26 protein-coding genes, 1 tRNA gene and 1 riboswitch are annotated in these 22392 nt (G+C 63.8%); of the genes, 17 read left to right on the top strand and 10 right to left on the bottom strand.

Annotated features, from left to right (window positions below):
- Positions 1-70: 70 nt before the first annotated feature.
- Positions 71-904, top strand: coding sequence for an EAL domain-containing protein (locus tag HV711_RS21910; protein ID WP_028361841.1), 834 nt, complete (start codon positions 71-73; stop codon positions 902-904).
- A gap of 13 nt (positions 905-917) precedes the next feature.
- Here the strand turns inward: HV711_RS21910 and HV711_RS21905 are convergent, their stop codons facing one another.
- Complete coding sequence (locus HV711_RS21905) at positions 918-1703, bottom strand: IclR family transcriptional regulator (protein WP_028361840.1); 786 nt, start codon at positions 1701-1703, stop codon at positions 918-920.
- Positions 1704-1796: 93 nt separating this feature from the next.
- Here HV711_RS21905 and HV711_RS21900 point away from each other — a divergent pair, with 93 nt between their 5' ends.
- Entirely contained in the window at positions 1797-2987 is a 1191-nt protein-coding gene (locus HV711_RS21900; protein WP_013587212.1) for an acyl-CoA dehydrogenase, read from the top strand.
- A 171-nt stretch (positions 2988-3158) separates the two neighbouring features.
- On the opposite strand, the gene HV711_RS21895 is transcribed toward HV711_RS21900, so the two are convergent.
- Complete coding sequence (locus HV711_RS21895; protein WP_013587211.1) at positions 3159-3797, bottom strand: peroxiredoxin; 639 nt, start codon at positions 3795-3797, stop codon at positions 3159-3161.
- A 349-nt stretch (positions 3798-4146) separates the two neighbouring features.
- On the opposite strand from HV711_RS21895, the gene HV711_RS21890 reads away from it, so the two are divergent.
- From HV711_RS21890 to HV711_RS21880, 3 genes are all read left to right on the top strand, one after another.
- Positions 4147-4449, top strand: coding sequence for an ElaB/YgaM/YqjD family protein (locus HV711_RS21890; protein WP_006047848.1), 303 nt, complete (start codon positions 4147-4149; stop codon positions 4447-4449).
- Positions 4450-4585: 136 nt separating this feature from the next.
- Positions 4586-4972, top strand: a complete 387-nt coding sequence (locus HV711_RS21885) for a phage holin family protein (protein ID WP_013587210.1) — start codon at positions 4586-4588, stop codon at positions 4970-4972.
- 139 nt (positions 4973-5111) lie between these two features.
- A complete protein-coding gene (locus HV711_RS21880; protein ID WP_028361838.1) occupies positions 5112-5585 on the top strand; it encodes a DUF3318 domain-containing protein in 474 nt (157 codons plus the stop codon).
- Positions 5586-5638: 53 nt separating this feature from the next.
- Here the strand turns inward: HV711_RS21880 and HV711_RS21875 are convergent, their stop codons facing one another.
- From HV711_RS21875 to glyA, 7 genes are all read right to left on the bottom strand, one after another.
- Positions 5639-6070, bottom strand: a complete 432-nt coding sequence (locus tag HV711_RS21875; protein WP_028361837.1) for a type IV pilin protein — start codon at positions 6068-6070, stop codon at positions 5639-5641.
- Positions 6071-6080: 10 nt separating this feature from the next.
- Entirely contained in the window at positions 6081-6695 is a 615-nt protein-coding gene (locus tag HV711_RS21870; protein ID WP_175145243.1) for a pilus assembly PilX family protein, read from the bottom strand.
- On the bottom strand, positions 6692-7504 hold the full coding sequence (locus HV711_RS21865) for a PilW family protein (RefSeq protein ID WP_013587206.1): 813 nt from the start codon (positions 7502-7504) through the stop codon (positions 6692-6694). The genes HV711_RS21870 and HV711_RS21865 overlap by 4 nt, the downstream gene beginning before the upstream one ends.
- Complete coding sequence (locus HV711_RS21860; protein WP_035480107.1) at positions 7501-7959, bottom strand: type IV pilus modification PilV family protein; 459 nt, start codon at positions 7957-7959, stop codon at positions 7501-7503. Before HV711_RS21860 ends, HV711_RS21865 begins: the two co-directional genes overlap by 4 nt.
- Positions 7956-8516 carry a GspH/FimT family pseudopilin gene (locus tag HV711_RS21855; protein WP_175145241.1) on the bottom strand — a complete coding sequence of 187 codons (561 nt, stop codon included), beginning with the start codon at positions 8514-8516 and terminating at the stop codon, positions 7956-7958. The genes HV711_RS21860 and HV711_RS21855 overlap by 4 nt, the downstream gene beginning before the upstream one ends.
- Positions 8517-8720: 204 nt before the next feature.
- A complete protein-coding gene (nrdR, locus tag HV711_RS21850) occupies positions 8721-9203 on the bottom strand; it encodes a transcriptional regulator NrdR (protein ID WP_035480111.1) in 483 nt (160 codons plus the stop codon).
- Positions 9204-9209: 6 nt separating this feature from the next.
- On the bottom strand, positions 9210-10457 hold the full coding sequence (gene glyA, locus HV711_RS21845) for a serine hydroxymethyltransferase (RefSeq protein ID WP_015001680.1): 1248 nt from the start codon (positions 10455-10457) through the stop codon (positions 9210-9212).
- A gap of 166 nt (positions 10458-10623) precedes the next feature.
- Positions 10624-10732: riboswitch (ZMP/ZTP riboswitch) on the bottom strand.
- A 238-nt stretch (positions 10733-10970) separates the two neighbouring features.
- On the opposite strand from glyA, the gene ydfG reads away from it, so the two are divergent.
- The 10 genes from ydfG to HV711_RS21790 all read left to right on the top strand — a co-directional run bounded on the left by ydfG (position 10971) and on the right by HV711_RS21790 (position 18327).
- On the top strand, positions 10971-11717 hold the full coding sequence (ydfG, locus tag HV711_RS21835; protein WP_035480113.1) for a bifunctional NADP-dependent 3-hydroxy acid dehydrogenase/3-hydroxypropionate dehydrogenase YdfG: 747 nt from the start codon (positions 10971-10973) through the stop codon (positions 11715-11717).
- Positions 11718-11775: 58 nt separating this feature from the next.
- Positions 11776-12279: a tol-pal system-associated acyl-CoA thioesterase gene (gene ybgC / locus HV711_RS21830; RefSeq protein ID WP_028361831.1), complete on the top strand. Its 504-nt coding sequence runs from the start codon at positions 11776-11778 to the stop codon at positions 12277-12279.
- Positions 12280-12412: 133 nt separating this feature from the next.
- The gene (gene tolQ / locus HV711_RS21825; protein ID WP_006047860.1) at positions 12413-13090 is read left to right on the top strand and encodes a protein TolQ; all 678 of its coding nucleotides are present in this window, start codon (positions 12413-12415) and stop codon (positions 13088-13090) included.
- Positions 13091-13100: 10 nt separating this feature from the next.
- A complete protein-coding gene (tolR, locus tag HV711_RS21820; protein ID WP_013338118.1) occupies positions 13101-13547 on the top strand; it encodes a protein TolR in 447 nt (148 codons plus the stop codon).
- A complete protein-coding gene (gene tolA / locus HV711_RS21815) occupies positions 13544-14572 on the top strand; it encodes a cell envelope integrity protein TolA (protein ID WP_035480115.1) in 1029 nt (342 codons plus the stop codon). The genes tolR and tolA overlap by 4 nt, the downstream gene beginning before the upstream one ends.
- Positions 14573-14709: 137 nt before the next feature.
- Positions 14710-16002: a Tol-Pal system beta propeller repeat protein TolB gene (gene tolB, locus HV711_RS21810; RefSeq protein ID WP_013587198.1), complete on the top strand. Its 1293-nt coding sequence runs from the start codon at positions 14710-14712 to the stop codon at positions 16000-16002.
- Between the two features lie 31 nt (positions 16003-16033).
- Complete coding sequence (gene pal, locus HV711_RS21805) at positions 16034-16543, top strand: peptidoglycan-associated lipoprotein Pal (protein WP_013338115.1); 510 nt, start codon at positions 16034-16036, stop codon at positions 16541-16543.
- A gap of 19 nt (positions 16544-16562) precedes the next feature.
- Positions 16563-17312, top strand: a complete 750-nt coding sequence (gene ybgF, locus HV711_RS21800; protein WP_013587197.1) for a tol-pal system protein YbgF — start codon at positions 16563-16565, stop codon at positions 17310-17312.
- 222 nt (positions 17313-17534) lie between these two features.
- A tRNA-Lys gene (locus tag HV711_RS21795) sits at positions 17535-17610 on the top strand.
- Positions 17611-17952: 342 nt separating this feature from the next.
- Complete coding sequence (locus HV711_RS21790; protein WP_035480117.1) at positions 17953-18327, top strand: hypothetical protein; 375 nt, start codon at positions 17953-17955, stop codon at positions 18325-18327.
- A gap of 139 nt (positions 18328-18466) precedes the next feature.
- Here the strand turns inward: HV711_RS21790 and HV711_RS21785 are convergent, their stop codons facing one another.
- On the bottom strand, positions 18467-19132 hold the full coding sequence (locus tag HV711_RS21785; RefSeq protein WP_013587195.1) for a VTT domain-containing protein: 666 nt from the start codon (positions 19130-19132) through the stop codon (positions 18467-18469).
- Between the two features lie 196 nt (positions 19133-19328).
- Here HV711_RS21785 and mutL point away from each other — a divergent pair, with 196 nt between their 5' ends.
- Positions 19329-21377, top strand: a complete 2049-nt coding sequence (gene mutL / locus HV711_RS21780; RefSeq protein ID WP_035480119.1) for a DNA mismatch repair endonuclease MutL — start codon at positions 19329-19331, stop codon at positions 21375-21377.
- A gap of 43 nt (positions 21378-21420) precedes the next feature.
- Positions 21421-22374 carry a tRNA (adenosine(37)-N6)-dimethylallyltransferase MiaA gene (miaA, locus tag HV711_RS21775; protein WP_035480120.1) on the top strand — a complete coding sequence of 318 codons (954 nt, stop codon included), beginning with the start codon at positions 21421-21423 and terminating at the stop codon, positions 22372-22374.
- Positions 22375-22392: the final 18 nt, after the last annotated feature.

The following is a 22392-nucleotide window of genomic DNA, read 5'->3' as shown; positions in this document are numbered from 1 at the left end:
ATCGAAGCATGCGGCGCACGCGCCTTTGTTCCGGTGCCGAACGCGCCACCCAAGTGATCCATTCGCCTAAATGATTCCGCCGACCATCCCCGATCTCGTTGCGCGCGCCTCCGGGCATCCTTTTCTCGGCAAGCATCTGACAATGGCGCGCGGCGCACATGGAGACGTCGCGCTTGCGCGCTTGACCGACTTCGAGCTGACGAGCGCCTATGAGCCGATCTTCGACATCAGCGTGCACGCGTTGGCGCAGTCGCTTTCGTCGGATGCGGAGAATGTGGATCGTTTCGGCGACGAACTCGGCTTCCAGGCAGTCACGCAGCGGCTCGACGACGCGCCGTTCGATATGTTCGAGGCCTTCGACCGCATTGCCGACGACCAGGAACTCGTCGCCCTCGACCGCATGTCGCGCGCGCTGCATGCAATCAATTTCTTCGGCGCGCAACGCCACGGCCTGCTGTTTCTGCGCGTGCACGAGCGGCTCCTGAAGAGCGTGAAGTACGACCACGGCCGGCATTTCTCGACCGTGTTGATGTCGTTCGGCCTGAATCCGTCGCGAATCGTGATCGAACTGCCGGCGGCAGCCGTCGCGCATAAGACCTTTCTTGGCTATCTGACGAAGAGTTACCAGCACTACGGCTTCAAGGTGGCGGGCAATCTGTCGAACGCGGGGCAGATTCTGTCGGTATCGGACACCGCGCGGCTCGATTTTCTGAAAATGGACGCAGCCATTGCGTTGCGCGATGCGACCGTCAAGCCGCTAGTCGGCTACGCGAGCCGGCTGCGGATTCCGCTCATTTTCAATCGCGTGATGGACGAACCGCAGTTCGAGGCGTTGCAGCAATACGATGTGCGCTTTGTGCAAGGGCCGCTCTTTAACGCGCATTACCACGACCGCGCGGCCTGATCTGCGCCGCGCGTCAGCCGGCGTCCCCGAGGCGCCGCGCCAACGCCTTCAGCCGCGGCGCCACTTTGCCGCGAAACACCTCTTCTCCCATCGACGAAGCCGGCCCGCTGCAACTCAGCACGAGCCAGCGTCCCTCGCGCGGCTCGCGAAACGGCACCGCCACGGCGTTCACGTCGTCGTGCCACGCCCGAAACGAATAGCAGCACCGCTCTGTGCCGAACGCGGCGATTTCCTTCACGGCGTCGGCCACCTGCGCCGCCCCGCCCTTGCCCGCCGCTTTCTTCAGCTCGGCGAGCAGCGCGTCGCGTACGTCCGCGGGCTGCACGGCGAGGTAGGCGCGGCCCATGGAGCTCGTCAGCATCGACAGTCTGGAGCCCGGCGCGAGGCCGAGCGTCAGCGCCGTCTCGCTGCGGATCGTGTCCAGATAGATCATGTCGAGACCGTCGCGGCAGCCGAGCGAGACCGCCGCGCCCACCTCGCGCGCAAATGCGCGCATGTGCGGGCGCGCGAGTTCCAGCGTGTCGGTGCCCGAGAGCAGCGCGAACCCCAACGACAGCACGCCGGCGTCCAGCGCGTATTTGCCGAGCGCCTCGTCGAGCCGGAGATAGCCGAGCACCGTCAGCGTATAGGCGAGTCGGTTGACGGTGGCCTTCGGCAAACCCGTCCGTTCGACGAAATCGCGGTTGCCGAGCATCGTTTCGCCGGGTTTGAATGCGCGCAGCAGATCGAGCCCGCGGGCCAGGGCGACGACGAATTTGCGCTCGTCGAGCGGGTCGGTGAGAGTGGCTGCGGGCGTCATGGGGTGATACACTCGGGTGTCGTTTGCAAAACATTGTTTCGCATAGCGGAACTCTAGTCAAGCTTGAATCACACAAGCATCAGGAGATACGTCATGGCCGAGGCCGCGCAGTTTCACTGGGAAGACCCGCTGCTGCTGGATCAGCAGCTCACTGAAGACGAACGTATGGTGCGCGACGCCGCCGCGGCGTATGCGCAGGACAAGCTGCAGCCGCGCGTGCTCGAAGCGTTCCGCCACGAGAAGACGGATATCGAAATCTTCCGCGAAATGGGCGAGCTCGGCCTGCTCGGCCCGACCATCCCCGAGCAATACGGCGGGCCGGGGCTCAACTACGTGGCGTATGGCCTGATTGCGCGGGAAGTTGAGCGCGTGGATTCCGGCTACCGCTCGATGATGTCGGTGCAGTCGTCGCTCGTGATGGTGCCCATCTACGAATTCGGCTCGGAGGCGCAGAAACAGAAGTACCTGCCGAAGCTGGCCACGGGCGAATGGATCGGCTGCTTCGGGCTCACGGAGCCGAACCACGGCTCCGACCCGGGCAGCATGGTGACGCGCGCGAAGAAGGTCGACGGCGGCTATTCGCTGTCGGGCTCGAAAATGTGGATTACCAATTCGCCCATCGCCGATGTCTTTGTCGTGTGGGCGAAGCTCGAAGAGAACGGCAAGGACACGATTCGCGGCTTCATTCTCGAGAAGGGCTGGAAAGGATTGTCGGCGCCGACCATCCATAGCAAGGTCGGCCTGCGGGCGTCGATCACCGGCGAAATCGTGCTCGACGAAGTGTTCGTGCCGGAGGAAAACCGCTTTCCGGAAGTAAGCGGCCTGCGCGGTCCGTTCACGTGCCTGAACTCGGCGCGCTATGGCATTGCGTGGGGCGCGCTCGGCGCGGCGGAGGCGTGCTGGCACACCGCGCGTCAGTATGTGCTCGATCGCAAGCAGTTCGGCCGGCCGCTCGCGGCCAACCAGCTGATTCAGAAAAAGCTCGCCGACATGCAGACCGAGATCACGCTCGGACTGCAAGGCGTGCTACGCCTTGGCCGCATGAAGGACGAAGGCACGGCGGCCGTCGAAATCACCTCGATCATGAAGCGCAATTCGTGCGGCAAGGCGCTCGACATCGCCCGGCTCGCGCGGGACATGCTGGGCGGCAACGGCATCTCCGACGAATTCGGCATTGCACGGCATCTGGTGAATCTGGAAGTGGTCAACACGTACGAAGGCACGCACGATATTCACGCGCTGATCCTCGGCCGCGCGCAAACGGGCATTCAGGCGTTTTTCTGACGTTTTGACGGGGCGCCGCCTGTGAGGTCGACGGCCGCGCGTTCCGCCCGCAAGCGGTAAAAAAGAAGGCCGGTTCGGGATGAACCGGCCTTCTTTCATTCACAGGTTGCGCGTTGAGGGTTGAGGGTTGAGGGTTGAGGACCCGCCGTTTTCCCGACGCGCTCGCCGCGCTTACTTGTTCGGCTGCGGCGTCATACGCAGATACGGACGCAGTGCCTTGTAGCCCTTCGGGAACTTCTGTTTGATCACCTCTTCGTCTTTCAGCGAAGGCACGATCACGACGTCGTCGCCCTGCTTCCAGTTGCCGGGCGTGGCCACCGAATGGTTGTCGGTGAGTTGCAGCGAATCGATGACGCGCAGCACTTCGTCGAAGTTGCGCCCCGTGCTTGCCGGATACGTGATGATGAGACGCACCTTCTTCTTCGGATCGATCACGAACAGCGAGCGCACCGTGAGCGTTTCGTTCGCGTTCGGGTGAATCATGTCGTACAACTCGGACACTTTGCGGTCGCCATCGGCCAGGATCGGGAATCCGACGTTGGCTGCCTGCGTTTCATTGATGTCCTTGATCCATTCCTTATGCGACTCGGCGCTGTCCACCGACAATGCGATGGTCTTGACGTTGCGCTTCGCAAATTCGTCGGCGAGCTTGGCGGTCAGACCGAGTTCGGTGGTGCAGACCGGCGTGAAGTCGGCGGGATGCGAGAACAGCACGCCCCAGCTGTCGCCGAGCCACTCGTGAAACTTGATGCGGCCGATACTCGACTCCTGCTCGAAATCCGGTGCGATATCGCCAAGACGTAGACTCATGTGCATCTCCTTTAGGTATCTGGAAGCTATCGGACAACTGGCGCGGGCTTCTGCCGGCCAAGTCTCGAAAAGATAAAGCATACGGCAGCGATCGCCTATGCCGAACTAACTTCGGCTCACTACTTTATGCGGTTTTGTAATTTTCGCCGATTTAGTGGAAACTTTGCGGGACAGATCAACTCCATCCTGCGTTAACATCATCTGCGAGGTTAGGCAGTGGGTGTTGAGTGGAGTTTCGCCTTGCCAGGAACGGTTCGTGCATTCGCCGAGGTGAATTGGGCGTGCGCTCGCCAGTCGCCGTTTCTTTGGTTACGATTCACGCGTGGCGTGAGACGAAGGGGAGCTGTCAATGTCGGAAGTCAACAAGGAGAGATTGATGTCGGATATCAAAACGGTCCTCGCGGACGCGGAAGACCTGCTGAAACAGGCCGCAAGCGCAACGGGCGAGCGCGCTTCGGAACTGCGCGAAACGGCGCTGTCCCGTCTCAAGCAAGCCAGGGAAAAAGCGGCGGACGTGCAAGTCGTCGTGGTCGAGAAAGGCAAAAAGGCTGCTCGCGCAACCGACGACTACGTCCACGAGCACCCGTGGGCATCCATTGGCATCGCCGCGGGCGCCGGCGTGCTGCTGGGTCTCCTGATCAACCGCAAGTAACACTGCACATGGCCGGACGGCTCCCGTCCGGCATGCGACCAAATAGAGTGGACCGGCGCATGTCCGGCTGGCCCGCTTGTCCCGGCGCGCACGTTTCTCGAGCGTCGCTTAGCCCATCCGCGCAACGCCCACAGCCATGACGATCGACACACACTCGCAGCGCGAACAACACAGTCCGTTACGCCGCATCATCAGTTCGGTGTCCGCCATTCTGCAAACGCGCCTTGAGCTGGTCGGCATTGAACTCGCCGAGGAAAAGGATCGCCTTCTCGGCGTGCTCTTTCTCGGCCTTGCCGCGATGATGCTGACCACCATGGCGCTGATCGCACTGACCGCGTTGATCGCCATTGCGTTCTGGGACACCTACCGCTGGCAGGCGCTCGCCGGAATCACGCTCGTGTACGCGATTGCCGGACTGTTGTGCGCGCTCAAGGCGCGCAGCGGCCTGCGCAATGCGCCCATGGTGTTCGAGGCTACCATCGCCGAATTCGAGAAAGACCGCGACGTCTTTCGCAGACCGTAGCGACGTGAAGGCCTGCAGCGCGGTTCGCCTGCTGCGACGCTTGTGAAGTATTGCGACGCATTGCCAGGTCCGCCGTTGCTGCGATGGTTAGCTGAGTCGTTCGTTGCGCCGTTTCCTGCTCCCTCACTGCCGACACGCCATGAGCCATAGCTACTCGAATACCGCATACCGTAACAAGCGCCAGCCGGCGCGAGACCTGAGCGCACCCCACCTGCGAGCACTGCGCAAGGAACTGTTGCTCGTGCGCGCGGACGTCGAGCGCATGGAGCTCGCAGAGGCCACGCTGGAACTGCGCGAGGCCGTCACCCACTTCAGCTGGCTCAAATTTATCGTGCCGGGCTTCGGCGGGCTGCGCATGGGCAGCGGCTCCAAAGCGAGCTTTCTGAATGCAGGCACGATTGGCGCGCTTCTCAAGCAATACCCGGTCATCAGTTCTCTCGTGTCGCTCGTGCTGGCGAAACCACTGCGCGCGACGGTCGCTGCGGGTGCGAAGCCCGCACTCAAGTGGGGCAGCCTTGCGTTCGCCGCGTGGGAAGCGTACCGCGTGTGGCAGCAGATCAAAGGCGAGTCGCGGGCTTCCGGCGCTTCCCGCGCTTCCCGCGACGAGGGCTGAGGCGCATCGCATAGGCTTGGTGGCATACGCTTCATGGCATGTTCTCGCACTCGCTAGCTCGTGCCCCAACATTCCGCGCTGGGCGGCACCGAACCGTTCGCCGCGCTCCTGTTACCTCGCATCCCGGTCGCGTCGAGTGTAAAGACGCCGCATGCGTCGTCTCGCATCGGTCCCGATTCATCGGGGGCTGCTTCGATCGCATAGCCGCCGTTGGCGTCGTCCGCGGGCAACACGCGCAGGCGATACACAGCCGCGCCCAACTGCGGAGCCTGGTTAAAGCCGGGCGGCAGTGCAAGCATGCTGTCGCTTGCCGCGCCCTCGACGAATTGCGCCGCTCGCAACAATGCGGAGGCCGCGTCGACTCTATGCGCACGCGCGACCTGGCTGCGATAGGCAGGTACGGCGAACAATGCGAGCACAGCGACTATCGCGAGCGTGATCACCAGTTCGAGCAAGGTGAATGCGGATATCTGCAGCCTTCTCATCAACACCTCGTTAAAAGGGCCTCGCAGCGACCCGCCGCCAATGGCGTTCCACTACGTTGCCGTCGAGAACCAACTGCATCTGCAGCCACACTTGCGACTCCCTGTTCTTGCCGAATCCGCGCGCGGTGAGCAGATACGCGCGCGCATCGGGGCGGCCGGCGATGCGCCACTCTTCCACCACGCATTGCGGCGCGCGAACGGACCCCGGCCATTGCGCAATGGGCGTCGCGGCGGCTGCTTCGAACGCGGTTTCGAGCTTCCACTGCGCCGGTTCACGGGCAGCTTGCGACGCGATCACATCCACACCCGCGGATCCGATGACGCTGCGGGCACACAAGGTCAATGCCGAATCCGCGGCGTGAAACGCCTGCAAGTAGTCGCGGACGTTGACTGCGCTGCGCGCCGCCGCGAGCGATGCTTCGAACCACGCCGCGGACGTCACCAGCAGCATCGCCGACAACAACAGGACGATCGCCAGCACGGCGCCGCGCTGGCGCGGGCGGGCGACGTGCCTACTGCGGGGACCGCGAGCGCGGCCGCAGCAGCGCTTCGGCCATTGCGATTCACGGCCGCCCCAAGGTTCGCGGATCCCACTGCACTCTGCTCTGCCACGTCTTTGGATCACGACACGCCCTCCGCTTCATTGCGCAGCGCGACGCGTCGCCAGAACGCTTGCCGCGGACGGAAGTCCGTCGCCACGCCACTCACGCCGTCGCAGTCGACATAACGGAAGCGCTGCCCCTGCGGCGCGCCCCGCACCAGAACGCACAGATCGACCGCGACGACGGTCGCCCACTGATCCGCTGTCACCGCGGCGGCGTCCACTGCACTGGTCGCGCCCGCAAGCCAGTACCTGAGGCGCAGGCGTTCGACGCCTTCGACCAGCGGCTGCGCAGACCCGGTCTTGCCGTTGCCTTCGCAATAGAGCTCCGGCTCGCCAGTCGAACTGCTCGCCTTGGCATAAAAGCGATTGACCACCGGCACGCCGCGGTCGCCGAGCGCAGCGCTGCTGCCCGTCACGGCTTGTCCGAGGCAATCCGTTGTCTGTCCCGTGGACGACGGCCACGTCGACACGCTGTCGCCGACGTACCGCACCGCGACGCCGTCTGATTTGCCGGTCAACGTCTCGCACGTCAGCCTGCTGTCGTCGCTGCCCGCGGGGTGGCCGCCCGAACAGCCGAACAGGGGCGCTGGGGCGCGATATTGCGCGACGTCGGCGGGCACGAAGCCGGCCATCTGCAATTGCTGGCCAACGACGGTCAGCGCCGTCAAGCCGGCATCGCGGATACGCAGCGCATTGCTCGCGTGGTCGAAAGCTGCACGCTGCGTCGCGTAAAGCGAGACGACGCCCGTTGTCACCACCAGTCCGAGCGCAACTGCGATCACAAATTCGATCAACGTATGGCCGCGCCCACGCTGCGCCGGCAACATCATTTGACGAACGCCAGTGCAACGCAGGAGAAGCCCGCGGGCGCGTCCACTCCGTCACATGGCTCCGGCTTGTCGATCACATCGTCGGCGCGCGGCATGTTGCGCGAAGCCGTCCATGTCACGCGCGCTACCGAGACGCCTCCCGCTCCAACGACCGACGCGTCGCCTCGCGGCAGCAGCGCCGCCGCTCGCGAGCGCCACGCGTTGAGCGCGGCTTCGTTGGCTGACGGCGCGGACATCGCCTCAGCGACCGAATCGGCAATCCACGCAGCGTGTTCGCGCATCGCCATGGCGCGCGCCTCCCGCGCCGTCCATAACTGCCCGGCAATGAGCCCGAGTGCAGTCACGGCCATCACCGCCACGGCGAGCATCACTTCGATCAACGAACTTCCAACGTGCCTCGTGCCGTTCTGACGCGACCGCGCGCGCCGCAAAGACCACCCGGTGAGCGAGTTCATGACGCCGCTCCACACGCGCCGTCCACCATCCGCGTCCGGCCGCCCGCCGCAATGCGAATGCAGCGCCGCCATTTATCGCCTTGCGTTGCCTTCGATGACGCGCGTGGCCCAATGTCGAAACTGCGAAAAGTGCCGATCAGTTGGCCGGCAGGCGGCGTAAAAGTCAGATTGGTTTGAATGCCGACGATACTCACCGCCGCAAGCGAGCCGTGTGCGCGCAGCAGTGTCGGCGTGCCGCCGCGGTCCGCTAATACAGCCCAGCCGCAAGACCAGTCGGTCACGCCGTTGCCGCACGGCTGCCCGGCGGCGAGACAGTGCCGCGCAGCGTCCGTCCTGCATACGGTCACGCGGGCGCCGCGGCGCAATGCCTCGCTGCGCGCGTACGAGAGCGTCGACAGCAGTGCCTTTGCCCGTACATCGACCTGATCGCGCACGTGCCACGCTACGAACGACGGCGTCGCCATGACAACGATCACCGCAAAGAGCGCGATGACGACCAATGTTTCGACAAGCGTAAATGCGCCGCACGGCGGCGAAGCGATTGCATCTTGTTTCATCTGCATCCCTGAACGTTTGCAACGAATGCAGCCAATCTAGCGATTCGCGGACGGCCCAACAATCGGCCGAATGGCCAGGTGGCATTCAGACGTTATGGCGCGCCAGAATTCACGCGACGAACACAACGGGAGCAGCAGATGCGAACAGTTCAGGCCGCACGGCAAAACGTGAGCTGTCGGAGGCGCCAGGCGGCGGGCTTCCGTTTAGCGCTTGCGGGAAGGCTTGGGAGGAGAGGAGGCGCGGCGAAACTCTTCGATCACGTCTTCGAACTCGGAGACGTCTTCGAAGCGCCGGTAGACAGAGGCGAAACGAACGTAGGCAATGGTATCGAGCGCGCGCAACTCGTTCATGACGAGCTCGCCGAGGCGCTCGCTACGCACCTCGCGCTCGCCGCTGCCAAGCAACTGATACTCGATGCGGGCGACAGCCGCGTCGATCGCGTCGGCCGCAACGGGGCGCTTGCGCAGCGCCAGTTGCATGCTAGCGAGAATCTTGCGGCGATCGAATTCCGTGCGGCTGCCGTCTTTCTTGACGACCGCCGGCAACGCCAGCTCGACCCGCTCGTACGTCGTGAAACGCTTGTCGCAGGCCTGGCAGCGGCGGCGCCGGCGAATCGTCGCACCGTCTTCGGAGACACGCGAGTCGACGACCTGCGTGTCGGCGTGACGGCAGAAAGGGCAATGCATGGCGGCTTAGCGGTAAACCGGGAAGCGCTGCGTCAGCTCGGCGACTTGCCCGCGCACGCGTTCGATCGTGGCGGCGTCTTCCGGGTTGTCCAGCACGTCGGCAATCAGGTTGCCCACCTGCTCCGCTTCCTTCGTGCCGAAGCCGCGCGTGGTCATGGCCGGCGAGCCGAGGCGGATGCCGCTCGTCACGAACGGCTTTTCCGGGTCGTTCGGAATCGCGTTCTTGTTGACCGTGATGTGAGCTGCGCCGAGCGCGGCTTCCGCAGCCTTGCCGGTAATCTTCTTCGCGCGCAGATCGACCAGCATGACGTGGCTCTCGGTGCGCCCGGAGACGATACGCAGACCGCGCTTGACGAGCGTTTCGGCGAGCACGCGGGCGTTTTCCACGACTTGCTGCTGATAAGCCTTGAATTCCGGCGACAGCGCTTCCTTGAACGCGACAGCCTTTGCGGCGATCACGTGCATGAGCGGACCGCCCTGAATGCCCGGGAAGATTGCCGAGTTGATCTGCTTCTCGAACTCGGCCTTCATCAGGATCACGCCACCGCGCGGGCCGCGCAGGCTCTTGTGCGTGGTGGTCGTAACAAAGTCGGCGTGCGGCACGGGGTTCGGGTAGACGCCCGCGGCGACGAGGCCGGCGTAATGCGCCATGTCGACCATGAAGTATGCGCCGACGGACTTCGCAATCTTCGAGAGACGCTCGAAGTCGATGCGCAGCGCAAAAGCCGACGCGCCTGCGACGATCAGCTTCGGCTTGTGTTCCTGAGCGAGCTTTTCGGCAGCGTCGTAGTCGATGTCTTCGGCTTCGTTCAGGCCGTAGCTGACCACGTTGAACCACTTACCCGACATGTTGACGGGCGAGCCGTGCGTCAGGTGGCCGCCGTGCGCGAGGCTCATGCCCATGATCGTGTCGCCCGGCTTCAGCATCGCGAAAAAGACGCCCTGGTTCGCCTGCGAGCCCGAGTTCGGCTGCACGTTCGCCGCTTCGGCGCCGAAGAGCTGCTTGACACGGTCGATGGCGAGCTGTTCCGCCACGTCGACATATTCGCAGCCGCCGTAGTAGCGCTTGCCGGGATAGCCTTCCGCGTATTTATTGGTCAGTTGCGAGCCTTGCGCGGCCATCACAGCCGGGCTCGTGTAGTTTTCCGACGCGATCAGTTCGATGTGCTCTTCCTGACGGCGGTTTTCCAGCTCGATCACCTTCCAGAGTTCAGGGTCGACGTTGGCGATGGTGCTTTGGGCTCTGTCAAACATACGGATTCCGTTGAGTGTTTTCAGGTTGACCGGATCGTGCGCCGAATTTTGCGTAGAGGGTACGCGGCGCTGCTGGCGGCTGGGCTGGCCCTGACGTGGCGGAAGGAGAATTGCCGCACACGCGAGGCAGGACAGCCACCGTCAGCGCAGATGAATGCGCGCGGATCACGGCTGCCCAGGCGAACGGCAAAACGGCACCCCGCGCTTCACGGTGGGTTTTTCCACCTTGAATCCGATTGGTTGGATCGGTTCTATCGCCAGTCACGCAGGGATGAGCGCGTTAGTTTATTGGAAGAGGATCGAATAGGCAACCGGCTTTCCGCCGCCTCCGAGGGCGCGCCGAAGGCGGTCGGCCAAGGGTGGCAAGACTGGGCGGAAGCGGCTTCCAACAGCTTGTCCGGCGGCGCTTGCCCGCGCCTTGCGCCGCCGCTCATCCGCCTCGTTCATCCTTGCCGCAGCGCCGCATTGGAAGTAGGCTTGGGGCCTTTCCCTCCTACCGACCAGGAAACCGTAATGATCGTGTTCGTCACCGGGGCGTCCGCAGGATTCGGCGCCGCCATCGCTCGTGCCTTCGTGAAGGGCGGCCACCGCGTCGTCGCCACCGCCCGCCGCAAGGACCGCCTGCAAGCGCTCGCCGACGAGCTGGGCGACGCGCTTCTGCCCTACGAACTGGACGTGCGGGACCGTGCCGCCGTCGAAGCCGTCCCGGCAGCCTTGCCCGCGGAATTCGCCGCCGTCGATGTGCTGGTCAACAACGCCGGCCTCGCGCTCGGCGTCGAGCCGGCCCACAAGGCAAGCCTCGACGAATGGCAGACGATGATCGAAACGAACTGCAAGGGCCTCGTGCAGGTGACTCATGCGCTGCTGCCCGGCATGGTGGAGCGCAACCGCGGCCACGTCTTCAATCTGGGCTCGGTGGCCGGCCACTGGCCTTACCCGGGCGGCAACGTCTACGGCGCCACCAAGGCGTTCGTGCGGCAGTTCAGCCTGAACCTGCGAGCCGACCTTGCCGGCACCGCGTTGCGTGTGACCGACATCGAACCGGGCCTGTGCGGCGGCACTGAATTCTCGAACGTGCGCTACCGCGGCGACGACGAAAAAGCCGGCAAGGTCTATGAAAACGTGCAGCCGCTCACGGCCGAGGACATCGCCGATTCGATCTACTGGATTGCCACGCGCCCGGCGCACGTCAATATCAACACGATCGAACTGATGCCGGTCGCGCAATCGTTCGCCGGTTTGAGCATTCATCGCGGCTAACGCCCGCGAGAGCGCGCGCACATCTTGAAACAGACCTCGCGGTGTGCGTTCCGGTAAAATGCGCCGCATGAATATGACGACAAGCCAGCCCGGCACGGAGATCGGCCACACGTGGAGCATCCGCGTGTATTACGAAGATACCGACGCCGGCGGCATCGTGTTTTACGCGAATTACCTGAAGTTCTTTGAACGGGCGCGCACCGAATGGCTGCGCGCCTGCGGGGTCGACCAGAACCGGCTCGCCGACGAAACGGGCGCAATGTTTATCGTCCGCAGCACGGCGGTCGACTATCTGGCGCCCGCACGTCTCGACGACGTGGTCCGGGTGGTGAGCCGCATCGAGCGCCTCGGCAAGGCGTCCGTCGACTTTGCGCAGGAAGCCTGGCGCGACGGCACGCTGCTTGCTAAGGGCTCGATCCGGATCGGCTGCGTCGAGCGCGCAGCGCTGCGCCCCGCTGCAATCCCTCCGCCGGTTCTCGCTGCCTTGCGGCGCGGCCCCTGCGCGGGCGACGGCGGCGTGTCAACGAACCCGGGCGGAGCCCCGTTGTTACGGGGCCAGTGAACTCGCATCGATCAAGCAGCACCAAGCATGGTTCGGCTCGCGGTACCGCCGATGCTTCCGTTTTGCTCACGGCAAGCTTCGTGTGGCCTTGCAAAGCCGGACGCCCCCTTTCGGGACGTTAAAACGAACCTTTATGAACACTACACAAGATCTTTCGATCGTCTCTCTCGTACTCAATGCGAGCCTGCTGGCGCAGGCCGTCATGGCGCTCCTGCTGTTGCTGTCCCTGCTGTCGTGGACTTTTATCTTCCGCAAGTGGTTTGCGATCCGCCGCGCCCGCGCGCAAACTGAGCGTTTCGAACGCGATTTCTGGTCCGGCGGCGACCTGCAGGCGCTTTATCAAAGTGCCGCCAATAACCGTCACACCATCGGCGCGCTTGAGCGAATTTTCGAATCCGGCATGCGCGAATTTCTGAAGGGTAAGGAAAAGCGCCTGAACGATCCTGGCGCGATCCTCGACGGCGCGCGCCGTGCAATGCGCGCGGCGTTCCAGCGTGAAATGGATGTGCTCGAAGCGAACCTGGCGTTTCTCGCGTCGGTCGGCTCGGTGAGCCCGTATATTGGTCTGTTTGGCACGGTGTGGGGCATCATGAATGCGTTTCGCGGACTCGCGAACGTGCAGCAGGCTACGCTGGCCAACGTCGCGCCGGGCATCGCCGAGGCGCTGACCGCCACCGCGATCGGCCTGTTCGCCGCAATTCCTGCCGTGGTCGCGTACAACCGCTACGCGCACGACATCGACCGTCTGGCGATCCGCTTCGAGACCTTCATCGAAGAGTTCTCGAACATCTTGCAGCGCCAGGCGCACTAAGGAGTCCACGATGGCAGGCTCTCGCTCCTCCAGCATGCGCGGCGGCCGCTCGCGCCGCGCGATGTCCGACATCAACGTCGTGCCGTATATCGACGTGATGCTCGTGCTGCTCGTCATCTTCATGGTGACCGCGCCGCTCGTCGCGCCGTCCATCGTCAATCTGCCGACAGTCGGGGGCGCAGCGCCGCAGCAGCAAACGCCGCCCGTGATCGTCAACATCCGCGCGGACGGCAATATGAGCGTGAAGTACAAGGACGACTCGGGCGCGCAGCAGCAGGAGGACATGACGAAAGCGGGCCTCAACGGCTTTATCGCCGACCGCGCGCAGTCGCATCCCGATCAGCCGGTCGTTATCGCCGCCGACAAGACCGTGAAGTATGAAGCCGTGATGAATGTGATGTCCGAGCTGAAGGCTCAGGGCGTCAAACGCGTTGGATTGCTCGTCAAATCGCAATGATCCGCAAGAACACCGACTATCCGCTCCAGCCACCGCGTGAACGCGGCACCGGGCGAGCCTTTGTGTTCGCGCTGGTGATGCATGCGCTGCTCGGGTTCTTCCTGTATCACGGCATCCAGTGGCAAAACAGCACGCCGGAAGGCGCAGAAGCGGAGCTATGGACGGAAGTGCCGGACAGCGCGATCCCGCGCCCGGTCACGCCCCCTCCTCCGCCCTTGCCGGTCGCCCCCGCTCCCCCGGTGCGCGACGAACAGGCCGACATCGCGCTGCAGGAAAAGAAGCGTAAGCAGCAGGAAGCGGCGCGCGAGGCGCAGCTCGCCGAACAGCAGCGTCAGGAGAAGTTACGGGCTCAACAGGAAGCCGAGGCGAAGCGTCAGCAGGAACTCGCGGCGGAACAGGCCGCGCAGAAAGCGGCGGCGGCGAAGCAGAAACAACTGCAGCAACAGCAGCAAGCGGAGAAGCTCCGCCAACAGCAGCTCGCTGAGCAGAAGAAGCAGCAGCAACTGAAGCAGCAACAAGAGGAACAGCAGAAGCAGGCCGAAGCGCAGAAACAGGCCGAAGCCGAAGCGCAGAAGAAGGCGGAGGCGCAAAAGGCGGCGAAGGCCAAGGCTCAGGCGGAAGCGGCGGCGCAAGCGAAAAAGCTCGACGCCGAACGTCGCGCGCGCCTTGCGCAAATGCAAGGCATGGCGGGGCCGCCGGGCTCGACCGGCAATGGCCTCGGCAAGAGCGGAACGGGTAGCGGCTCCGGCGGCACGGCGGCGTCGCCCGGTTATGCGGACAAGGTTCGTCGCGTGGTCCGGCCGAACATTTCGTGGGGCGGCGAGACCGAGGGCCTCGAAACCGTGATCGCCGTTCGCTGCTCGCCGACGGGCACGTTGTTGAGCGTGACGATCGCGCACAGCAGCGGCAACCCGGCCTGGGACGATGCGGCCCTGCGAGCCGTTCAGCGTTCCGACCCGATGCCTCAGGACATCGACGGAAAGACGCCGGCGAGCTTCAGAATTACGTTGCGGCCGGCAGGTTGAGGGCAGCCTGACAGTAACTTGACAGCAGACTGCGCGCTTCGCCCGGCGCGGCGCACTCGGGAACGAAATAGCGCTTTTCCGGTCTGTCTGCTGTTGCGAAGCTTTAGTAAAACCGTTTTTTGGGGAATCCATACAGCATGAGTTTGATGACCAAGCTAGGCCTGCGGACACTTGTAGCGTCGTGCCTGATCGCCGTCGGCGGCGCCGCGAACGCGCAACTCAACGTGCTCGTCACGGGCGTCGGGTCCACCCAGTTTCCGATCGCAACGGCGAATTTCGCCAATGAAGCGAACTCGCCGCAGCAGGTCAGCACCATCGTGCGTCAGGACCTGCAGCGCAGCGGCAAATTCACCAATATCGACGCCGGTTCGGCGCCCGTGCCGGAAACGGCCTCGGTCGATCTCGGCAGCTGGAAGGCAAAAGGGGCGAACGCATTCGTGGCCGGCAGCGTGAACCGCCTGCCGAACGGCCAGTACGAAGTGCGTTTCAAGCTCTACGACACGGTTAAGGGCGAAAGCCTCGGCGGCCTCGTGCTGGTGAGCCCGGAAAGCGGCCTGCGCATGAGCGCCCACAAAGTGGCCGACTACATCTACGCGAAGCTGATGGGCGGGCGCGGCGTGTTCGCCACGCGGCTGTCGTATGTCATCAAGACGGGCAACCGTTATCAGTTGCAGATTTCGGATTCGGATGGCCAGGACGCACACATTGCGCTGTCGAGCCCCGAGCCGATCATCTCGCCGGCCTGGTCGCCTGACGGCACCAAGGTCGCCTACGTTTCGTTCGAGAAGAAAAAGCCGATCGTCTACATTCACGATCTGCCCACGGGCCGCCGCATCGTCGTGTCGGATCAGAAGGGCAACAACAGCGCGCCCGCATGGTCGCCGGACGGTCGCACGCTCGCGGTCGCACTTTCGCGCACGGGCAACACGCAGATTTTCGCGGTCAACGCGGACGGCACCGGCCTGCGCCGCCTCACGCAGGGCAGCTCGATCGACACCGAGCCGACCTTCTCGCCGGACGGCCAGACGATCTATTTCACGAGCGACCGCGGCGGCCAACCGCAGATCTACAAGATGTCGGCGCAGGGCGAAAGCGCCGGAGCGGCGCAGCGTGTCACGTTCACCGGCAGCTACAACACCAGCCCGCGCGTGAGCCCGGACGGCAAGCAACTCGCGTATATTTCGCGCGTCGGCGGCGCCTTCAAGCTGTATATCCAGGACCTGCAAGGCGGAACCGCTACGGGCCTGACGGACACGACACATGACGAATCGCCGAGTTTCGCGGCGAACGGTCAGTACATTCTTTACGCTACCCAGGTGAACGGCCGTGGCGTATTGGCCGCGGTTTCGACTGACGGTCGCACCCGGCAGGTCCTGTCTGTGCAGGGGGGCAGCGTACGCGAGCCGTCCTGGGGCCCTTTCATGCAATAACGTTGATGCAATAACACAAGGAGAGTAAAAAATGATGTCCAAACTTCGCTTCGCATTTGCAGTGCTGATGGTCGGTGCATTGGCCGCGTGTCATTCGGGCGTGAAGCTCGACGAAAACGCGAACAAGGGCGGTGCTGTCTCGACGCAGCCGAACCCCAACGATGTCGCGCAAGTGAACGTCGACCCGCTGAATGACCCGAACAGCCCGCTCGCTAAGCGCAGCATCTATTTCGATTTCGACAGCTACTCGGTGAAGGACGACTACCAGTCGCTGCTGCAACAACACGCGCAGTACCTGAAGAGCCATCCGCAACGCCACGTCCTGATTCAGGGCAACACCGACGAGCGCGGCACGAGCGAGTACAACCTGGCCCTCGGCCAGAAGCGTGCTGAAGCGGTGCGTCGTTCGCTTTCGCTGATGGGCGTGACGGACTCGCAAATGGAAGCTGTGAGCCTCGGCAAGGAAAAGCCGCAAGCCACGGGTCATGACGAATCGTCGTGGGCACAAAACCGCCGCGCCGACCTCGTGTACCAACAGTAAGTAACGGGTAATGAGCCGAATGACGCATCGTTTCTTCTCGCTGCGAATTGCCGCAGCGGCCTGCGTCGCGGGCACGGTCCTCGCGGCTGTGCCGGCGCACGCGGGCATCTTCGACGACGATCAGGCCCGCCAGGCCATTCTCGATCTGCGGGCGAAGACTGACAGCCTGTCGAGCCAGTTGTCGGCAGCGCAGCGCACGATCCTCGATCAGTCAAACCGTCTCGACCAGCTCAACCAGCAGGTTGCGACGCTGCGCGGGCAGAACGAGGACATGGGCAATCAGCTCGCCACGCTGCAAAAACAGCAGAAGGACTACTACACCGATCTGGACACGCGGCTGAAGAAATTCGAGCCGCAGCAACAAACGGTGGACGGCGTCCAGGGCGAGGTTCAGCCGGGCGAAACGGATGCGTTCAATGCGGCCTCCCAGCAGTTCCGCAACGGCGACTTCAAGAATGCGGCGGCGTCGTTCCGCAGCTTCATCTCGAAGTATCCGAACAGCCCCTATCAGCCGACCGCGCAGTACTGGCTCGGCAACGCGCTGTATGCGCTGCGCGACTACAAGGGTTCGACGGCGACCTGGCAAGGCGTCGTGGCCAGATATCCGCAGCATCCGCGCGCGCCGGAGGCGTTGCTGGCTATTGCGAACAATCAGCTCGAGCAGGGTCAGAAGGCTGCGGCCAGGAAGACGCTCGAACAGATCCTCGCGCAATATGGCGGCTCGGACGTCGCCCAGTCGGCGCAGAGCAAGCTGTCGCAAATCAAGTAGCCGCGCAGCGGTTGCCGTGCTGCGGCAGGTCTGTTTGAGTAGTTTGCAGTAACGCGCAGTGCCTGCAATGCCGGAAAAGATAGTCACGCGCGCCTCTCGCTGAAAAGCCCGGGCCTCATGCCCGGGCTTTTCACTATCTGGATTGCTTCCTTCTGTCGTTGGCGGACGTGCGGAACGGTTGACAGCCCCTTGCGGCCATCGCTATAATTTCGCTTCTCTTTTGGGTCGTTAGCTCAGCTGGTAGAGCAGCGGACTTTTAATCCGTTGGTCACAGGTTCGAATCCCGTACGGCCTACCAAAAGATTCGAGGGCTTACACGCGTTAGCGTCGTAAGCCCTTTTTCTTTGTCATAAGCTTTTTGCGCCGCAGAATCTGCTGCGGCCGCTACCTCTCTCCTGGAAGAAAAACCACAAGCCGGAAAGCAGCAGCCCTCATCAATCCCTGCAATTTCACTCGTCGCCTTCGGCCTTTTCGACCGCCAAACTTCACGCATTCTGACAACACTACGGACTGCGAACCTGAGCATTTATTGAGACATAAAGACGTGCAATGATCGCCGCCGTCTGACACGGCCGCTCTGCATGAGCGGGTACAGACGCTCTCGCAACACCGCAACCCGCGGCGCTTTCATTCCACTGAAATGACCAACTTTCTGTTCGATCTCGTCTCGAATCTTGCGTTGCTGGCGATCGTACTCGTGGCGTGCCAGTTGTGTAATCGTCTGATACCGGGCGTTGTGCTCAACGGCTCGCGCGTGTTTGCCGCGCTCGCGCTCACGGCTGCGCTGCTCGATGCCGCCCTCACCTTTCTCGTGTTCGCCGACGCCCGAACGCGCTACGGCCAATTCAGCACGCCGTCCGCGTTTTGTGTGCGCAGCGCCGCCTACGCGCTCGCAATCGTTGCGGCGTTTGCCTGGCAAGGCGTCAGCCGCCGGCATCGTCCGGCAAAGCCAGCGCCCGGCAAGGCGCTCGTCATTCCGACCTCGCCTTACTCTGAATCTCAGTTGCCGATGTGAGCGGCGAGCCACCGTCCATGTTGCGGTCCGCAAACAAAAACGGCGTCGCGAAAATCGCGACGCCGTTTTTTCATAGGCAACTCGTGCGGAAACTTATGCGGAAACCTCAGCAGTCCGTGCGCGCAATGCCTCTTACCCGTTAGCCCGGCTTCGACGCGCTCTTGCGCATCATCTTCCACAGCGCACCGAGCACGACCGGCACAATCGCCGCGCCAATGCCGACGAGCACGATCACATTCAGATATTGACGGATAAACGGAATATTGCCGAAGAAATAGCCGAGCAGGACAAGCAGCAATACCCAAAACAGCGCGCCCGCCAGATTGAACAGCTGAAACCGGCTGACCGTCATCTCCGAGGCACCGGCGACGAACGGCGCAAACGTCCGCACCACCGGAATGAAGCGCGCGAGCACGATGGTCTTGCCGCCATGCCGTTCATAGAAGTCGTGGGTTCTTTGCAGCGCGCGCCGGTCAAGAAAACGCTCCAGCACCGGAATGCGCGAATTGAAAACCTTCGGACCAATCGCTCGTCCGATCATGTAGTTGACGGTATTGCCGCTGGTTGCCGCGACGAACAGCAGCAAAATCAACAGACCCAGATTCATCTGTCCAGACGCACAAAATGCCCCGCCGATGAACAGCAGCGAATCGCCCGGCAGAAACGGCAGAATCACGAGCCCGGTTTCGCAGAACACGATCAGGAACAGGACCGCATACACCCACGCGCCGTACACGTGGATGAATTCTCCGAGGAACTTGTCGATGTGCAGCACAAGGTTGACGAGATGTAGCAGAGTGTCCAAAAAGCGTCCTTTATCAAGCGAGATTGAATGCGGCGGATAGGTTCGCCGGCGGACCGGCGGGCGATGGCGCGAAGTCTCGCCCGTCGCCGCGAATTGACCGCGTCATGATACCGAAAGTGCCCGAGCGAGCCGGGAAAATCTCCGGCATGTTTCCGCCATTTCCGGGCTGCCGCCCCCGAATCGCTATAATTTCGCCATGTCCGAATTCTCCGAAACGCCCGCCCGCGCCGACACGACAGCCGCCACAGCGGCTCTGCGCCCGCCGCGCGCCATCCAGCCGCTGCCCGATCAGCTCATCAGCCAGATTGCCGCAGGCGAAGTGGTCGAACGGCCGGCCTCGGTCGTCAAGGAATTGCTGGAAAACGCCCTCGATGCCGGCGCGCGTACGCTGCGCATCATGCTCGATGAAGGCGGTGTCAAGCGCATCTCGATCACCGACGACGGCTGCGGCATTCCCGAGAACGAACTGGCGCTCGCCCTGATGCGCCATGCGACCAGCAAAATCCGCTCGCTCGCCGAACTCGAGGCCGTCGCGACGCTCGGGTTTCGCGGCGAGGCGCTGGCCTCCATCGCGTCGGTCGCGCAAATGACGATCACGAGCCGCACGGCCGACGCGCCGCATGCGGTGCGTGTCGATGCGCAAACGGGCGTCCTGAGTCCCGCGGCGGGCACTCAAGGGACCACCATCGAAGTCCGCGAGCTGTATTTCAATACGCCCGCGCGCCGCAAGTTTCTGAAGAGCGAACAGACGGAGCTCGGCCATTGCCTCGAGCAGATCCGTCGCGCCGCGCTGGCCCGTCCTGATGTCGCGATTTCGGTCCTGCACAACGGCAAGGCAGTCGAGCATTGGAACGCGAGCGAACCGCCGGTCCGCGTCGCGAAAATTCTCGGCGAAACCTTCGCAACGGCTCATCTACCGCTCGACGAGTCCGCCGGTCCGCTCGCCGTCTACGGTTGCGCGGGGCTGCCGACCGCGAGCCGCGGGCGCTCGGACCAGCAGTATTTCTTCGTCAATGGCCGCTTCGTGCGCGACAAGCTGCTCACGCACGCCGTCCGCGCCGCTTACGAGGACGTGCTGCACGGCGACCGTTATCCGTCGTATGTGCTGTTTCTCGACCTGCCGCCCGAAGCGGTGGACGTGAACGTGCATCCATCGAAAATCGAAGTGCGTTTTCGCGATTCGCGCTCGATTCATCAGTTCGTTTTCCACGCGGTGCAACGCGCGCTGGCGCGTCACGCGGGCGCGTCGCCGGAAACGACCGCGGGCGGCCACGCGGCGCACCTGCAGGCGTCCGCGGATGGAGCGGTTTCGTTTGGCGCGTCGCCTGCGGCGAGCGCGGGCTTCGCGGCATCAGGTGCGATGAACGGCGCGAACGCCGCGGGCGGCTCCGGTGCGAATGCGTCGAGCGGTTCGAGCGGCAGCGGCTTCAGCGCGTCGCAGGCCGGCAACACGTGGATGCGCCAGTCGCGCATGACGCAAGGCACGCTGCCGGTCGCGCAGCCGCTTGCCTTCTACGACGCGCTGTTCGGCCGCAAAGACAGCAGCGCGGCAACGGCGCAAGGGGCGACGCTTTTCGAAGCGCGCGATTCCGCCGCCGAAGGTCCGTCGCCATACAACGCGTCGGCGCCGCATGCATCGCCCGCCTTCCATCCCGCCGACGACCAGCCGCTCGGCTTTGCGCTCGGCCAGATTCACGGCATCTACGTGCTCGCGCAAAACGCGCATGGGCTCGTGATCGTCGACATGCACGCGGCACACGAGCGTATCCTGTACGAGCAATTCAAGAACGCGCTCGCCGATCGCACGATCGCCGTCCAGCCGCTGCTGATTCCGCAGACCATGCAGGCCGATCCCGTCGAAATCGGCACTGTGGAGGAAGAGCGCGAGACGCTCGACGCGCTCGGCTTCGATCTCGCCGTACTGTCGCCGACCACGCTCGCGATCCGCGCGGTGCCGGCGTTGCTGAAAGACGCCGATCTGCAAGCGCTGGCGCGCGCGGTGCTGTCCGATCTGCACGCATACGGCGGCTCGCGCGTGCTGACCGAGCGTCAGCACGAACTGCTCGGCACGCTCGCCTGCCATCACGCGGTTCGCGCGAACCGGCGTCTGACGCTCGATGAGATGAACGCGCTGCTGCGCCAGATGGAAGCGACCGAGCGCGCCGATCAATGCAACCACGGGCGTCCAACGTGGTATCAATTGACGCTCTCCGATCTCGACCGCCTGTTCATGCGCGGACAGTGACCGTGCGCTTCCCGAGACGCGATCCGCGCGCGCCAGCACGCCGATGACTGCACGCAACCCCACGCCGATTCCCTGCCTGCTCGGCCCGACTGCGTCCGGCAAGACCGCGGCCGCGCTCGCGTTGGCGGCACAGCGGCCGGTTGAAATCGTGAGCGTCGATTCGGCGCTCGTCTATCGCAACATGGACATTGGCACCGCCAAGCCGACCGCCGAGGAGCGCGCGCTGGCGCCGCACCATCTGATCGATATCGTCGATCCCGCCGACGCCTATTCAGCAGCTCAATTTCGCGCCGACGCGTTGCGCCTCACCGCCGAAATCAGCGCGCGCGGGCGGCTGCCGCTCCTCGTCGGCGGAACGATGTTGTACTACCGGGCGCTCACGCAAGGACTCAACGACCTGCCCGCCGCCGACGCCACGGTGCGCGCGCAGCTGGACGCCGACGCGGCGCGCGACGGCTGGCCCGCGCTGCACGCGCGGCTTGCCGCGGTGGATCCGGCGACAGCGGCGCGCCTGGCGCCCAACGATTCGCAGCGCATCCAGCGCGCGCTCGAAGTGTTCATGCTCACCGGCGAAGCAATGTCCGCGCTGCTCGCCGCCCCCGCGCGCACCGACGAAGCCGCCGCCCAATGGCACTTCGTGCCGATCGCGCTTGAGCCGTCGGACCGCAGCGTGCTGCACGCGCGCATCGAGCAACGTTTCGATGCGATGCTGGCCAACGGTTTTGTCGACGAATTGGTGAAGCTGCGCGAACGCGGTGACTTGACGCCGGACATGCCTTCCATGCGTTGCGTCGGCTACCGGCAGGTCTGGGAGTATCTGGACGGCGCCGTCGACTATTCGACCATGCGGGACAAGGGCGTTTTCGCGACCCGGCAACTGTGCAAGCGGCAGCTCACATGGCTGCGCAGCATGAACGAGCGGGTGGTGGTGGACTGTTGCGATCCGCACGCGACGGCGCGCGTGCTGGAGATGATCGAAGCGCTGCTCGAGGCCTGACGCAGCGACAATGCTGGA

Origin of the sequence: Paraburkholderia phenoliruptrix (assembly GCF_902859825.1) — a bacterium.
Lineage (GTDB): Bacteria > Pseudomonadota > Gammaproteobacteria > Burkholderiales > Burkholderiaceae > Paraburkholderia > Paraburkholderia phenoliruptrix.
Note: the sequence above shows the minus strand (reverse complement) of the source record. Positions and strands in the feature narration are given on the sequence as shown.